We start from the raw sequence: 15,019 nt of genomic DNA on the forward strand, positions 1-15,019 counted from the left end.
ATGCTCTCGGCTCTGCTGAGCTGGGTTCTGAGCCGCCCGGAGATCACCACCGACCTGGCGCTCACCCACGCGCTGTCGTTTCTCGCGTTCATCGCGGGCGGGGTAGGTTACGTCGTCGGTATGGGGCTTCTCGTCGCCGGAATCGCCGTCCCGGCCCTGATTCTGCGTTTCATACCGCGTTGGCTTGCCTGGACCGGGCTCGTCATCGCCGCGTTGTCCGAGCTGAGCTTCCTCTCCATGGCCGTCGAGCCGCTCCAATTCCTGCTCCCGATCGGTCGGTTCGGCGGGCTCCTCTGGCTTGTCGCGGTCGGCTTCCTCCTGCCGCAGAACCGGGCCGCCGCGAATCGAGAAGAACGATGACCAGCTCCGGGCACCTCGACGGGAAGGTCGCGCTGGTCACGGGCGCGAGCCACGGGATCGGCGCGGTGATCGCCGCGGCTCTGCCTTGGTTGTTTTCTCAGCCGCTGCTGTTGCCGCGGCTCTCATATCTGCAGCTATCCCCGGTTACGGCCTGCTGCTACTTACCCCGGCCCTCGTCGCCGGGGTGCCTGCCCGGCTAATGCTCAGCAGGGATACTCCCCGAGGGTAGTCGTCGAGTATCAGCGGCAAAGCTTCGCAGGAGACGAGCGGCTACCGTACGGCCGTCCGCAGTCGCTCGACGAGGACCCTCGAGGAATTGGCGCCATTCCGGTTCGGCGGCGCGCACTCGTCCGTCTCACAACCTTAGGGATTTGAGGCACACAGGTTATGAGACAAGCCAGGCCCAAACGGGAGAAGGCATTGGCGGCCCGCAAGGGTGCGCCTGCTTCTTGCCGGCGTTCGTTCCCAACTTTTGAGGTGTCCCGATAGATGTCAGGGGTCGGTTGGCCGTGGGGGGCGCGCTTTAGCGTGCTCCTCGTTCGAGGTCGGCTAGTTCTGATTCGAGTTGCTGGGTCAGGTTGCGCAGGCGGCGGATGTGTTCTTGGGAGACGCGTCCGGGCTGGCTGGTGACTTGTGCATCAACGTCGAAGATGGTGTTGGGGCTGTGCCAGACGTTGAACCATTCGAGGCCGTGGCCGAGTGCGTCCCGGGTTACGCCTTGGAGCAGAAGCAGTGGTTCGCGGGTGTTGATGTTCAGTTTCCGTGCCAGGTCAGGGTCTGAGGATACGGCCTGGACTTGGCGGGGTCCGCCGGCGGGGTGGTAGCCGTGGTCGCGCATCAGGCCGAGGAGTGAGGTGTTTTCGAGCAGTTCTGCGGTGAAGTGTGGGAAGAAGTCGCGGGGGACCCAGGTGCGCATGAAGGCAACGGGAAGATCGTCGAGGTAGCGGACCCGTTCGATTTTCCAGGTGTTGGTGGTGTTGAGTGCCTCGATGCCTGCCTGGGGCGGCTCGGATGGTTCCACGGCAAGAACGTGAGTGCGCAGGCGCTGGCCATGTGCGGCAGCCTGTTCATCCAGGCCGCCCGCGCGTTGAACGTGCCGGCGGAGGACAGGTGTTGCGGCTACGACGCTGCCGCGGCCGCGCTGGCGCCGGATCAGGCCGAGGTCAGAAAGGCCTGACAGGGCCTGGCGCACGACGCTGCGGGAGACACCGAACTGCCTTTGCAGTTCCTCTTCCGTGGGCAGGGAGGACCCTGGGGACAGTGCAAGGTCCAAGATCTGCCGGTGCAGGATGTCCCGGATCTGTGCATGGAGGGGGCCTCCGGCTTCCCGGTTCAAACCACGGCCGCGTCCCGCCGGCTCCGACCCTGTGTCTGTTGGTTCCAAACTCACGCTAACTCCTCTGTCGCTGTGCAAATCTTAGCCCTCCCGCTGCTCCTCTAACGCTGAGCAGTGACAGGGTCCCGTCTTGACGTGACCCACACCACCCAGTATTGTACGTATCAAAGGTACGTACAACTTCGGGCTTGGAATCACAGGAGACGCCACAGACCCGGAGTGCGAGTCACCTGCTTGAGCCCGCATCGGCGCGTGAGCGAAGTGAGAGTACCTGCAGGTGACAGTCGGATACGTGAGTTTCAAAACCCCCCGAATTGGAGAATCCATGCGCGACCCGCGCTCGGTGCGTTGCACCTACTACCTAGAGTCCGAGATCGACCCCGCGAAAGCCGCAGCCATCATGGCGGGCGAGCAGTCCAGCGGCACCTTCCTGCCGGTCCCCGGCGAATCGGCCCGCATCCGGGAACGGCACGCCGCCCGGATATCCGATGTTCAGGAGCTTGGTTTTTGCCGGCCTTCCCTGCCGTCACGGGCCAACCCGGAAAAAGTCCGCGCTGCCTTGGTGACCGTTGATTTCCCGATGGAGAACGTCGGAACCGACCTGGCGACCCTGCAGACTGCCATTGCAGGCAATCTCTTCGAGCTGGGCGATCTGTATGCCTGCCGGCTCCAGAACATTGAGCTGCCGGAGGACTTCGTGGCCGCCCACCCTGGCCCGGCCTTCGGCATCGAGGGGACGCGCAATCTCATCAGTGACGTTCAAGGGGTGATGGTCGGCACCATCGTCAAACCCAATGTCGGGCTCTCGGAAGAGGAGTTCCGTCTGGTGGTCCGGGATCTGGCGATGGCGTCCATTGACCTGATCAAGGACGACGAGCTCATGACTGATCCGGCGTACCTGCCGCTGGAAAGCCGGGTCGCAGTCGCTACCGAGGAAATCCGCGCCGCTGAGCAGGTCACGGGCCACTCCACCATGTATGCCTTCAACATCACCGGTGACCTCGCCGGCCTGCAGAAGCGCCACGACCTGGTTGTTGAAGCCGGCGGCACTTGCGTGATGCTGAACATCCCCGTGATGGGGCTCCCGGCTCTTGCCTTGCTCCGCAGCTTCGCCGAGGTACCGATCCACGGCCACCGCGCCGGCCTCGCCGCCTCCATGCGGTCCAAGGCCCTGGGCATGGATTACCGGGTCTGGCAGCAAATGGCCCGCCTTGCCGGCGCCGACCACCTGCACGCCAGCGGACTCGGCAGCAAGTTCTACGAACTCGACGACGAAGTCGCGGCCAACATCAGCAGCCTGCTCGAACCCCTCGGACAGACCATTGCACCGCTGCCTGTTTTGTCCTCGGGGCAGAATGTCACCACTCCCGGTCCCACCTTCGACGCGGTCGGTTCCACGGACCTGATGATGCTCGCCGGCGGCGGCGTCGCAGCCCACCCGGACGGCCCCGGCGCCGGAGTGCGGAGCCTGCGCCAAGCGTGGGAAGCAGCCGTGGACGGAGTGCCGCTGCAGTCGGCAGCGGACAAACTCGCCTCAACGGGGGACGACGCTCTCCTGCACGCAGTCCAGACTTTCGGGAAAGGTGCCTGAGATGCCAGCTTTCGGTTTCGTCGCGGACGACCTCACCGGAGCCGCCGACGTCCTGGCCCAATCCCACCGCTACGGCCTGGAAGCTGCCTTGGTCATCGGGGACGCGCCGCTGCCCACGGACACCGACGTCGTCGGGTTCGCAGGACCGGCCCGCTCCCTGTCCGGAACAGCGTTCGACAACCTGGTCATCAGGGACCTCGCCGGGATTGCGGCCCTGAACCTGGACGTGCTGCTGTACAAGGTCTGCTCCACCTTCGACAGCTCCACCACTGTCGGGAGCATCGGCCGCGGGATCCAGCTGCTCCATCAGCAATTCCCCCTGCACGGTCCCATTCCCGTGGCGCCGGCCCAGCCGGGCTTCGGCCGGTACACCGCCTTCAGCAATCACTACGCCAACTACGCCGGCAAAACCTACCGGCTGGACCGCCACCCGGTGATGTCCCGGCACCCGTCCACCCCCATGGCCGAGGCGGACCTGCGCCAGGTCCTGGCCGAACAGCTCGGCGGCACCCAGGTGCCCGAGGCGATCCATCTTCCCGCCTATGAGGACGGCACCTTCAAGGACTCCTGGGCGGAACGGCGCAGGGACCTCGGGGCACAGGCCTTTGTCGTCGACGCCGTGGACGAACACCAGATGGACGCCATCGCAGAAGCCCTCACGCGGGAAGAACACGGCCACGGCCCGTCCATCGTCGTGGGATCCGGCGGCATCATGGCAGCCCTGGCACGGTCAATCTCGGACCAGGCTCCGCGCACACCCGGCCCGCAACGCCCGTCCGGCCCGGTGCTGGCTGTAAGCGCTTCAGCGTCCAGCACCACAGCGGAGCAGATCAACGACGCCATCTCCAATGGCTGGGAGGACGTTCCCGTGCCTGCCGAACTGCTGCAGCGCGATGACACCGCACTCGTGGCCGCCCTCGATGAACGCGTTTCCGCTGCCCTTCGGGCAGGAAGGAACGTCATCGTGCACACCACCCGCGGCGCGGCGGACCCCCGCTACGGCGCCAACGAGCCGGTGGACGCCGGTTACGTCGGCGCACTGATCGGCGGCATCGCCGCCAGGATGGCCACAGCCGGCCTCACCTGGGACATTGGCGTCTGCGGCGGTGACACCTCCAGCCATGCACTCATCGCCATGGGTGTAAGCCAGCTGCGCGTTTCTGACCAGTTCGTCACAGCCGGCCCAATCCTGCAGGCCGACGGCGCTTCCGCTGTCGGAGGGTGCAGGCTCCTGCTCAAGGGCGGACAGGTCGGCCCGACCGACATCCTGCGCCGCTTCGCCGGTCAGCTCCCCAGCTGACACCCCCCAACACAAATCCTCCACGCATCACCGGAACCAATGAAAGGCGGCCCCCATGCGGGCAGTAGTTAAGAACGCAGCAGAGCGAGGCGTCACCTACGTCACCGACGCCGGCGACCCCAAGGCAACAGAAGGCTCCGTCGTCATCGAAGTCGGCGCCGCGTCCCTGTGCGGCACCGACCGCGAACTCTACGAATGGACCCCGTCGGCCCAGGCGTTCAACCTCAACCTCCCGGTTATCCTCGGGCACGAAGGCGCAGGAACCATCGTCGAGGTCGGAGCCGGCGTCACCGGACTGCAGGTTGGCGACCAGGTCGCCCTCGAAAGCCACCTGACCTGCGGACAATGCTTCCCCTGCCGCACCGGCGACGCGCACACCTGCGAACGCACCGGAATCCTGGGCATGCACATCGACGGCGTCTTCGCCGAGTACGCCGCCGTGCCGCAAGACATCTGCGTCAAGCTCCCCACCGGCCTGTCCCTCGAATCCGGAGCCCTGCTCGAGGCAGCCGGCGTCGCCGTGCACGCCATCCAGCGCGCCAACTACTCCGTCGCAGGCCGGGCCGTGCTCGTCAGCGGCGCAGGCCCGGTCGGCCTCGTCGTCGTGAACCTGGCACTGCTCATGGGCGCCAGCCATGTCATCGCCGTCGACCCCAACCCCTACCGGAGGGCCCAAGCCGAAAAGCTCGGCGCGACCGCCCTGCACCCCAACGACGGCATCATCGAACGCTGCCGCGAACTCACCGGCCGCCGCGGCGGCTTCGACGTCGCCTTCGAATGCTCAGGAGCCCCCGGCACCCTCACCACACTCTTCGAAGCCGTCCGCCGCGAAGCCACCGTCATCACCGTCGGACACCCCAGCAGCCCCGCCGAAGTCGACATCGCCGCCTACATCAACAAAAAAGGCATCACCCTTCGCGGCATCTTCGGACGCCGGCTCTGGGAAACCTGGGAACAAAGCCTGCTGCTGCTGGACTCCGGGAAGCTGGAGCTCGACTGGCTCATCACCCACCGCAAAAAACTCAGCGAAATCGACGAAGCCGTAGAGCTTCTCACCGGAGATGCCTGCAAAGTCCTGCTCATCCCAGGCCTCGGCTAACCCAACCCAACAACGGAACTGACGGTCCGACCCGTGCAGCTCCCAACCACCCAGCTATTCACAGGAGAAATCAATGTCGATTCCCATCAAGAAAGCCCTGGAAAAAGTCCCCGGCGGGATGATGCTGGTGCCCCTTTTCATCGGCGCCGTCATCCACACCCTGGCCCCGGACGCCGGTAAGTTTTTCGGTTCCTTCACCGGAGCCTTCTTCACCGGCCTTCCGCCCCTCCTGGCCGTGTTCTTCGTGTGCCTCGGTGCAACGCTCGAAGTCAAATCAACCCCCTACATCCTCAAAAAGGGCGGCGTGCTCCTCGGCTCCAAGATCCTCTTCGCCATCCTCATCGGCGTCATCGCCGGACGCTTCCTCGGCGAAGCACCCATCGAAACCGGAATCCTCGCAGGCCTCTCAACCCTCGCACTCGTCGCCGCCCTGAACGACACCAACGGCGGTCTCTACATCTCCCTCATGGGCCAGTTCGGCCGGAAACGAGACGCCGGAGCCTACTCAATCCTCTCGCTCGAATCCGGCCCCTTCCTGACCATGGTCACCCTCGGCATCGCCGGCCTCGCTGCCTTCCCCTGGCAGGCACTCGTCGGCGCAATCCTCCCGCTGGCACTGGGCATGCTCCTGGGAAACTTGGACAAGAACATGCGGCACCTCCTGGCCCCGCTGGTACCGGCCATGATCCCCTTCCTGGGCCTGGCCCTCGGACTGACCATCAACCTCAACGCCGTCGTAGAAGCAGGACTGCTCGGCATCGCCCTCGGCCTGTTCGTCGTCTTCGCCGGCGGCGCAGTGCTGCTGCTCGCCGACAAACTCACCGGCGGCGACGGCGTAGCAGGCCTCGCCGCAGCAACCACAGCCGGCAACGCGGCGCTGGTCCCCGCCATCATCGCCACGGCCAACCCCGTCTACGCGCCGGCCGCGGAACACGCCACAGTGCTCGTGGCAGCCTCGGTCGTCGTCTCCGCAGTGCTCTGCCCAATCATCACCTCAGCATGGGCCCGCCGGGTGCAGAAAAAGGAGGGCCTAGCGGACACAGAAGACAACTCGGCCGAGCAGGAGGCGCTAGCCCCCAAGCATGCAGGTAGTACCCCAGAACTGACCTAGCAGTACTAAAGGAAAAAGGGCGGGGCGTGCACACGGGTGCCCGCCCCGCCCATCCTTATATACCCGGACCTGGTGGACGGAAACGCCGAATCCACCGGAAGGAACACCATGAATGCAGACACTCAGCTAGTGAAAGTCCCATCCCCGGGCCCGCAAAGTCGCCTACTCAGCTATCACAACTGGATTCACCTGAACCGGGGCGACAGAGTGATCGTCAAACGAACCGGATGTGCACCCGAACATGGCACGGTGGATGACGTCGGCGAAGACGCCTCATACTTTTGGGTCTGGATTGACGGCCAAGGCAGAAATCTGATCTTCCACGGAGACGGATCGGTCATTCAAAAACTCCTCCACTAGCCTCAGCCGACATAACTAATAAGAGACATAGGCGTCTCGAAACCCTAGGGATACGAGGCGTCTCATCGGCGAACAACCACCCGTGTGGGCGGGACCTTGGTTCCTGTGAATTCACGCGATCTTCTCCGCGCCCGGCGATTCTCATAACTATGTCTCGAAACCTGCGACGAAACTTATTGGATATGCACGAGTTTCGACACGGCAGCAGTCCACCGACCGGCAGCGGGCGGATCTGCTTGCCGGCGTTCGACGTGATGACCTCTACATTGACCATGGAGTCTCCGGAGCGCGCGCTTCACGACCAGTTCGATCAATCACTTGACGCGCTCATGGAGGGTGACACCCTCGTCATCACGACTTTGAACCGGCTTGGGCGATCCACCCAATGCTCGCTTTTGCCGATGAACTCCGAAGCAGGGGTGCCGGCCTGCGCGTCCTGAACCTGGGCGGAGTCGATGTCGACACCACCACGCCGATGGGGTCAATGTTGTTCACGATTATGGCCGCTCTCGCCCAGATGGAACACGAAATGAAGCGCGAACGCGTCACGGATCGCATTATCAAGCGAAGAGAAGCTGGCAAGGATCTTGGCGGCCGGCCCCGCCGGGTTATTGAAAGTCAGATCAGAAGCGCTGTCCACCTGGTCAAAGGTGGCGAGCCCGCGGCGCAGGTTGCCGGGGATCTCGGTATGTCCCGAGCGCCTTTCTACACGCGGTCAAGAGGGCTTGCGGATTAGCAGGGCGACATTTGGCGCCGCAAAAAGACCGCCATTTATCGCTGCGATTCACAACGAGATCCGGGTTGATCTACGGGCGCCTCAAATGGGTCGATTTAGACGGAGCCCTTGCCCTGCTCCGGACTAACGGTTCTTCCTTCCGGGAAATAACCGCCGTGACCGGCCTGAAGCGCACGACCCTGTACCGACACCTACCGCCCCGGTCCCCCGGCGACGAGCCAGCTGCCTCATAGTCTTCGGCAGGCACGCAGAAACTCGGCTTCACCGACGCCTCCTCGAAATACGTGACGTGAGATGGCCGTGCCCGTGGCGGCAGCACGTCTCGACGCCAACGACAGGTCAGTCGTCGAACAAGCAGAATTCGCCCTCTGAAGACAATCCGGCGCCGCACAGCTAACACCGTAGTTTCTCCGCGGACCAGCAGCACACGCTGGCGTCATGCCGCCCCACTTCCCACCTCCCATGAACCCACCAGAAGCAACTTCGCTGTTTGTCATTCTGATCCCCATCATCGCTGGGTCGGTCCTCCACGCAACCAGGGCGCTCCGCGCCGGGCACGATCCAAAGTTTCGCTTCGGCGTTCCTCCGTCGCTTATTTCCTCTCGAAACTTTGGATCGCTCCCGGTTCCCCAAGTTGCACTCCGGACCCTCAAACCCAGCGGTGACTCCGTTACAGAACGACACACAAAACTGACAGACACATCCGGTGGCCGCCAGCGGCCGACTACCTCGTCCACGACGCCAATGCCGCCAACGTGATCGTCGCCGTGTTCAGCGGAATGACCGTCGGTGACGGGCCCGTCTCTGAGCGGCGCGGCAGCCGCCTCGTCTACCGCAAGTCTGCTCGGGACGCCTTTCTTAGCGAAAACGGCACTGGCCCTATGCATGGGAGGAAGACGATAGCCGCGCGTCCAGCCATGGACAGGTCTTACGGATCAACCAAACCAGGACCGCTCCCGGAAGAAGAGTCCGGATCCCACACACCTGCACTCTGCCGCCGGGTGGAACGCCACAGCCTCTGATACCCCAGAAACGTTCCCGCTGAACCCGGCTCGTCCGCCGACGCCGACGAACTAGGCCGCGAAGTCATGTCGTCTGAAACAGAGAACTGCATGAAGTAGTGAAGGCAGAGCCAGGATGAGGGGATCACAATGCAGGTCGAAAGTCGCCCGTGGACAGGGTGTGGACAATGTCCACAGGCCTTTGGACGGACAACCGTCCACATTCCCACTGCCCTAGTCCGGAGAAAGCAAGAAACGGCGACGAAAAAAATTCGGAAAACGACGCCCGGGTCATGTCATCAGCACAACCTCGCCCATGAATAAGTGAAGGACCCGCCCCAGCCACCTCAGGAGCAAGAACGGAGACCCGACTTACCGCACATCCCAGCAGGCGGAGGGCCCACGGCCAGGAACCTGACCCCGCCACCCACACAACCGAATAGGCGATCGCGGCGCCAGGCACCGTCCGCGGACAGCGTCAGAGGGACCGGGACCCACGGAGGGTCAATGTCCACACATTAAAGCAAAAACCCCTCTGACGAGGGGTCATGCTGTGCCCAAGGTGGGACTCGAACTGCATTCCAGCCCCTGCAATCATTGGGAGCTCCGGGAAACATAGGAATCCGGCCCGATCCGACGCCAGTACGGCCCGGTCCGAGGCCCAAGGTGTGCGCAATGTGCACACCCCAAAATTCCTTTCCTACAACTTCCATGCCGGGGAATTTCTGATGATTCTGATAAGGGTCCCCGGACGATGGCTTCACGGGACCGGCCACAGCATGCAGCTCAGAGACTGGCGGAAGTTGCGCTGCCGCTTAGGCGAACTACTAAGCCAGTGTCGGGCCGTCCCCGGATGGGTTGCCCGCCGGCGCCGGGGCGGGCTGTGTAAACGAGCGGGCGGCCCGTGAGCCCGCGGCGGTGCTCGCCCCGATGGTGATCAGGGCGCCGAGGATCATGGCCGCGGCCTCTCCCGGTTCCAACAAATGCAATTGTGAGCCGATAGTGGCGGCGGCAACCGGCACTCCTAACTGGGACGCTGCAAGCACCGCGAGCGGCAGAGGCTGGCCCAGTAGCCGCAGGCTTCCATGGACCAGCAAAGTTCCCAGACCAAGGCAAATCCCGAGGAGGACCATTTTGGGGCTTCCCGCAAGGGCGCGCAGATCCAGCGATGCGCCCAGCCAGACGAAGAACACTGGCCCTAGAAAGCCATCGCTGACGGCAAAGAGTTGATGAGCCAATCGCCGCGGTTCGCCCACCGCTGCCACCACCAGACCGAAGGAGAACCCAGCCAGCATGATGGACACGTGGCCCGCCACAGCAAGACCGGAGAGCGCGAACAGCAAGGCAAGTTGGATCCTCAGCTCCAGGGCGAACTTCCGATCCTCGGACACGTCATGCATGCGTCCGCGCGTGCCGCTGCGCTCCAGCCAGCGAAGCACAAAAAACAAAACCGCGGCGCACGCCGCGACGACGGCTGCCCCTACGGCAGCCCTCGGCGCATTGGGTGGGTCGACGGCAAGCGGAAGCGCCACAATGCAGGCGATGTCCGCTACCGCCACTTGCGCCGTCGTCGTCAGGACCTTTGGCCCCCTCAGCCGCAGCGAATCGACGATCGGCAGGACCAAGGCAGCCGAAGAGGAAGCGAGCAGAACGATGTAAAGGGGAGCATGGCCGGCGCCGAAGGCAAAGGCAATGCCGATTCCGACGGCGGCCGCCAGCACTGCGGCGATGCCGGCACGCAGCGCGCCCGCGCCCAGTGCCGGGCGGATGGCTTCGTCCCGCACTGGGACATGCGTTCCGGCGACGAACATGATGAGGGCGAACCCGACGTCGGCCACGAAGGTGAACGTGGGATCCGAGGAGTCCACCAGACCCAAACCCGTGGGCCCGATGGCGATACCAGCCAGTAACTGCCCTAGCACCACCGGAAGGTGCCATTTCCGGGAAAGTGCCAGCAGCGGCCCGAGTAGCGCGACCGCGGCGATCAGCGAAAGCTGGAAGAACGACACTTTCCTCCTTCCACCGGGATTGCGGTTGGCTTGCGGTAGTTACCGCGGCGCATCAGCCAGTTTGAGTGGAATGTCGGTGTTTTCGTCCGTGTAGTAGCTTGCGCATACCCGATGGTAGCCATCGGCCACCATTGCGGGAATCCCTCGGGCCAGGTCGCCCCTGACCATCAGGATGGGCGAGAGCTTCTTGCCTTCCTCGATCTTCCTCAGGTCCGAGGCGACGTGGGCGTTGTCCTCGGGCAGCAGCACCAGCCTCGCGGCCCGGAGAATGTCCTTGGCCTTGCGATGCTGGATGGGGGCGACCTTGAGCGACGCGACAATGGCGGCAACGACGTCGGCGGATTCCAGTAAGGAAAGATAGTCCGCCGCGCCCGGATAATCTTGCTCCTCAGGCTGCGGCAACCAGCGGACCTCGCCCTTTTTCTCGTCAGGCATGCGTGGTGCTCCTTGCTCAGCGGTATCGGCCATCATGGAGCAACTGGGCCGCCTCAGCGGCATCAGCAGTCATAGCCCGCCGCGGCCTCGCCCCGCGAACAGAATCTTCAGTCGTCACGGCTTCATCATGCTGGGCAGGTGATCCGCAGTCCACCCCGACGCCTCAAAATGCACCAAACAGCCACTCCACGCCCCTGAGTGCCAGGCGCACCGAGGCTGATGATCAGCGCCAGGGCGGTGCCAGCGTGCTTCCGGCGGTAAAGACACCAAGGAAAAGCTCGTGCCGCACAGGCGCAGAGCGGTCGCGCATCAAGTCCCCCAGGACTTCCAAGGCACGGCGGGCCACGGCTTCCACCGGGATACGGAGCGTTGCCAGCCCCAGAAGGTCCAAACCCATGCCCACCCCCCCATCACAGCCGGTGACCGACACATCGTTCGGCACGTCCAGGGACGAGGCCCGTGCCTGGCGCACGAAGGTCAAGGCGGCGGGCCGTTCGGGAACATCGCAGCGGTGACCTGGCCAACGCTCCCCCCAACGCTTTATGATCCACGGCTGCCTCGCGGACATGAAGTCCATTGGGACTTCCCTTCGCCAGGCGTGCGAGCAGTTCGAGTAGTTCCGAACCAAGATGGGCGCTGCGCTGGCGCAAGCCGCCATTTAGTAGGCGTTTGAGGCGGACCGTTCGGGCCGTGTCGTCGCCCGCCGTCGTCTCCAAAGAGTGCCCGCGCCCTGGTTCTGGGCGCACAGCGCGGGTCGGTGTGGTCCATCACAATTAATGGCACACGACCCGCTCTGAGAGGGCGGGAACTACTGGATCCGACGCGGAGCGGGTACAGGACGTCCTCCATGCGGAGGCGACTTCAACCGGGGGTTCTGGCGGTGCCGGTTCTTCCGGTTTTGCTGCGTCAGCCATGAGCTGGTCCATGGTGCCGAGCCCGTCTGGGCGGCTTTGAGCGCGTCGGCGTGTTTGAAGGGTTCCGCCAGTGCTTTATCTGCCTGTTCGACGCGCGACCCGGTACGGTTCACACCGCCATCGAGCGGGTGGTTAGGCTGGGTGGATGGCGACAGTTATTCTCGTGCGGCACGGCCGCACCACAGCTAATGCCACTGGACTGCTGGCCGGTCGGGCCGTCGGCGTCAGCCTCGACCAGGTCGGGCGCGACCAGGCGGCTCTGACCGGAGACCGGCTCGCGGCCGTGCCCGTAGTCGGTGTGGTGTCGAGCCCTCTTGAGCGTTGTCAGGAGACCGCCCGGATCATCCTCGATCGCCAGGCTGGCTCGCCGTACGCGCCGGTCGATCTCGATCTCACCGAGTGCGATTACGGCCAGTGGCAGGGCCGCACGCTCAGTGATCTCGCGACCGAGGATTTGTGGCCGGTTGTGCAGTCCCAACCGTCCGCCGTCGTCTTTCCCGGCGGTGAATCCATGGCCGCGATGCAGGCTCGGTCGGTGGCAGCGATTCGACGCCACGATGCAGCCTTCGAAGCCGAGTACGGGCCAGGGGCCGTGTGGGTGGCGGTGAGTCACGGTGACATCATCAAGTCAATCCTCGCCGACGCGCTCGGCATGCACCTTGACCTGTTCCAGCGTATTAACGTGGGCCCCGCCTCCGTATCGATCGTGCGCTACGGCGCTAGTCGGCCGAGCGTTTACGCGACGAACACCGACGCGGGTGATCTGTCGTGGCTGTCGAACGGCATCCAGTCTGGCGATGCGCCGGTGGGCGGCGGTGCAGGGCAAAAGGCGCCATGAACCTCATGTGCCTAGAATACTGACATGCCTACACGTGTTCACGAGTTTGCCTGGCCTGATCGGGTCGTCGTTGGCACCATTGGACTTCCGGGGGCGCGCACTTTCTACCTGCAGGTGCGGGCAGGGACGCAGATCGTGAGTATTGCCCTGGAGAAGCAGCAGTCGGCTCTGCTCGCGGAGAAGATCGACGAAATTCTCGACCAGCTCATCACCGTCGAGGGCAACCCCTTCAGCGTTCCCACGAGCACTCCCATTGAACTTGTCGACAATGATCAGCTCGAGGCCGTTCAGGAGCAGTTTCGCGCCGGAGCCATGAGCTTAGGTTGGGACCCGACCACGGCCCAGGTCGTAGTAGAGGCCTATCCCATCACCGATGTCGAGGCTGATGACAACGACGAATCACTTGATGAGGGCGGCGCTGACGAGCCCGAAATGCTGCTGGTGCGAATGCCGGTCGGCACCGCCCGCGCATTCGCCATGCGCACCCGTGAGATCGTGGGCGCCGGGCGTCCGACGTGCTCGCACTGCGGTTACCCCATAGACGCCGACGGGCACATCTGCACCCTTCCCGAGGCCTGATGCCAGCACCGGACCTAGTGACCGCCGAGCTGACGCTCACCGGCCGCATCACGACGGCTTCAAACGCTACATTTCTGGGCAGCATCGGCGACGTGGTGGTCGTCTATAAGCCGATAGCAGGCGAAAGTCCGCTGTGGGATTTTCCGCACGGCACCCTGGCTCAGCGGGAGGTGGCCGCCTACCTGGTCTCACAGGTCCTCGGCTGGGACGTCGTGCCGCAGACCTGGCTGCGCGATGGTCCGCTGGGCGAGGGAATGGTGCAGCTCTGGCAGGAGCAGGACCCCGCCCAAAGCGCCGTGAACCTGATCGCGGCGGACCACGTGCCGGAGACGGGCTGGAAACACGTTCTCGAGGGACGAGATGAGAACGGACGGATGCTCGCCCTCGTTCACGAAGACTCGCCAGCGCTCAGACGCCTGGCGGTGTTCGACATGGTCGTCAACAACGCCGACCGAAAAGGCGACCACATATTGGCCATGACGGACGGACACCGGCACGGTGTGGACCATGGGCTCACCTTCCACCGTGACCACAAGCTGCGCACGGTGCTGTGGGGATGGCTGGGAGACGCTCTGACCACCGAGGAACACGACGGCATCGATCGTGTCAGCGAAGGACTGCACGGTGGGCTGGGCCGAGACCTGGCGGACTTGCTCAGCGCCGAAGAAATCGCATCGCTCGCCGCGCGCTGCACCCGGTTGCGCTTGGCAGGGCGGTTTCCGGCTCCGAGCGGACAGATGTCGGCGGTGCCCTGGCCGCTGTTCTAAGGGAATTACGGCTACGGGCTTCGCAGGCTGTGTCACGTTGATGGTATGGATCTAACGGTAGCGACGGAGCTCATCATCCCTCAGCCCGGAGAATTGTTGGCGTAGCTGGACAGCTCGAAATGAACAGCCGGACTGTACACAGGACGCTTCAGAAATGCATCTGGGCGGGCGCGGACACGATGACCAAGGACTCCTTGGGGCCAGGCGAGACCTACCCGGATAGCCCAACAGCTTGCGGTGTCCCTCCCCCAAGCAGCGCCTTCTGGTGACCAATCATCGCTGGGCGGTGCCTGCACGCAACCCGGGCACTCATACCCAGCACGGATCTCCTCTAGCAAAGACACCACAAGAGCAGACGGCTAATTCGGACACGCTACATAAGTAAGAGCAGATGACCACGAAAACGCTCACGTCAGGGGCTGGAGTTCGCTGTCGTGGCCTCCATTCGACACAAGACACCGACTACGACGCACTGCTCATGGCGGGCGTGCCGCGGGACAAGGCCCGCGAACAGGTTCGTGAAAATGTGGGCGAGGTGCTCGACCTCTGGCGTCGGGGCTGAGACCTTTGGACGGCACCCCTA

Annotated in this window: 12 protein-coding genes and 2 pseudogenes; 10 read left to right on the plus strand and 4 right to left on the minus strand. The window is 64.0% G+C overall.

Annotation, left to right across the window (positions count from 1 at the left end; genetic code table 11):
- A pseudogene (locus AB0N24_RS23070) lies at window positions 1–360 on the plus strand (hypothetical protein); the annotation flags it as partial.
- Window positions 361–883: 523 nt separating this feature from the next.
- Here AB0N24_RS23070 and AB0N24_RS23075 read toward each other — a convergent pair.
- A complete protein-coding gene (locus AB0N24_RS23075; RefSeq protein WP_364129587.1) occupies window positions 884–1,750 on the minus strand; it encodes a GntR family transcriptional regulator in 867 nt (288 codons plus the stop codon).
- Window positions 1,751–2,021: 271 nt separating this feature from the next.
- On the opposite strand from AB0N24_RS23075, the gene AB0N24_RS23080 reads away from it, so the two are divergent.
- The 5 genes and pseudogenes from AB0N24_RS23080 to AB0N24_RS23100 all read left to right on the plus strand — a co-directional run bounded on the left by AB0N24_RS23080 (window position 2,022) and on the right by AB0N24_RS23100 (window position 7,893).
- Window positions 2,022–3,287 carry a RuBisCO large subunit C-terminal-like domain-containing protein gene (locus AB0N24_RS23080; RefSeq protein WP_364129589.1) on the plus strand — a complete coding sequence of 422 codons (1,266 nt, stop codon included), beginning with the start codon at window positions 2,022–2,024 and terminating at the stop codon, window positions 3,285–3,287.
- 1 nt (window position 3,288) lies between these two features.
- Window positions 3,289–4,587: a four-carbon acid sugar kinase family protein gene (locus AB0N24_RS23085; RefSeq protein ID WP_364129592.1), complete on the plus strand. Its 1,299-nt coding sequence runs from the start codon at window positions 3,289–3,291 to the stop codon at window positions 4,585–4,587.
- Window positions 4,588–4,642: 55 nt separating this feature from the next.
- On the plus strand, window positions 4,643–5,686 hold the full coding sequence (locus tag AB0N24_RS23090) for an alcohol dehydrogenase catalytic domain-containing protein (RefSeq protein WP_364129595.1): 1,044 nt from the start codon (window positions 4,643–4,645) through the stop codon (window positions 5,684–5,686).
- 73 nt (window positions 5,687–5,759) lie between these two features.
- Window positions 5,760–6,797, plus strand: coding sequence for a 2-keto-3-deoxygluconate permease (locus AB0N24_RS23095; RefSeq protein ID WP_364129597.1), 1,038 nt, complete (start codon window positions 5,760–5,762; stop codon window positions 6,795–6,797).
- Between the two features lie 535 nt (window positions 6,798–7,332).
- Window positions 7,333–7,893, plus strand: a pseudogene (locus tag AB0N24_RS23100) (recombinase family protein).
- A gap of 1,828 nt (window positions 7,894–9,721) precedes the next feature.
- On the opposite strand, the gene AB0N24_RS23105 reads toward AB0N24_RS23100, so the two are convergent.
- The 3 genes from AB0N24_RS23105 to AB0N24_RS23115 all read right to left on the minus strand — a co-directional run bounded on the left by AB0N24_RS23105 (window position 9,722) and on the right by AB0N24_RS23115 (window position 11,780).
- Window positions 9,722–10,903 carry a cation:proton antiporter gene (locus tag AB0N24_RS23105; RefSeq protein WP_364129600.1) on the minus strand — a complete coding sequence of 394 codons (1,182 nt, stop codon included), beginning with the start codon at window positions 10,901–10,903 and terminating at the stop codon, window positions 9,722–9,724.
- A 39-nt stretch (window positions 10,904–10,942) separates the two neighbouring features.
- Entirely contained in the window at window positions 10,943–11,338 is a 396-nt protein-coding gene (locus tag AB0N24_RS23110) for a hypothetical protein (protein ID WP_364129602.1), read from the minus strand.
- A 223-nt stretch (window positions 11,339–11,561) separates the two neighbouring features.
- A complete protein-coding gene (locus tag AB0N24_RS23115) occupies window positions 11,562–11,780 on the minus strand; it encodes a hypothetical protein (protein WP_364129709.1) in 219 nt (72 codons plus the stop codon).
- A gap of 617 nt (window positions 11,781–12,397) precedes the next feature.
- On the opposite strand from AB0N24_RS23115, the gene AB0N24_RS23120 reads away from it, so the two are divergent.
- The 4 genes from AB0N24_RS23120 (at window position 12,398) to AB0N24_RS23135 (ending at window position 14,998) form a co-directional block, all read left to right on the plus strand.
- A complete protein-coding gene (locus AB0N24_RS23120) occupies window positions 12,398–13,090 on the plus strand; it encodes a histidine phosphatase family protein (RefSeq protein WP_364129604.1) in 693 nt (230 codons plus the stop codon).
- Between the two features lie 24 nt (window positions 13,091–13,114).
- Entirely contained in the window at window positions 13,115–13,669 is a 555-nt protein-coding gene (locus AB0N24_RS23125) for a DUF3090 domain-containing protein (RefSeq protein WP_364129606.1), read from the plus strand.
- Window positions 13,669–14,436 carry an SCO1664 family protein gene (locus AB0N24_RS23130; RefSeq protein ID WP_364129609.1) on the plus strand — a complete coding sequence of 256 codons (768 nt, stop codon included), beginning with the start codon at window positions 13,669–13,671 and terminating at the stop codon, window positions 14,434–14,436. The genes AB0N24_RS23125 and AB0N24_RS23130 overlap by 1 nt, the downstream gene beginning before the upstream one ends.
- A 391-nt stretch (window positions 14,437–14,827) precedes the next feature.
- Window positions 14,828–14,998, plus strand: coding sequence for a DUF2293 domain-containing protein (locus AB0N24_RS23135; protein WP_364129612.1), 171 nt, complete (start codon window positions 14,828–14,830; stop codon window positions 14,996–14,998).
- Window positions 14,999–15,019: the final 21 nt, after the last annotated feature.

It is taken from the genome of Arthrobacter sp. NPDC093128, from assembly GCF_040683875.1.
GTDB lineage: Bacteria > Actinomycetota > Actinomycetes > Actinomycetales > Micrococcaceae > Arthrobacter.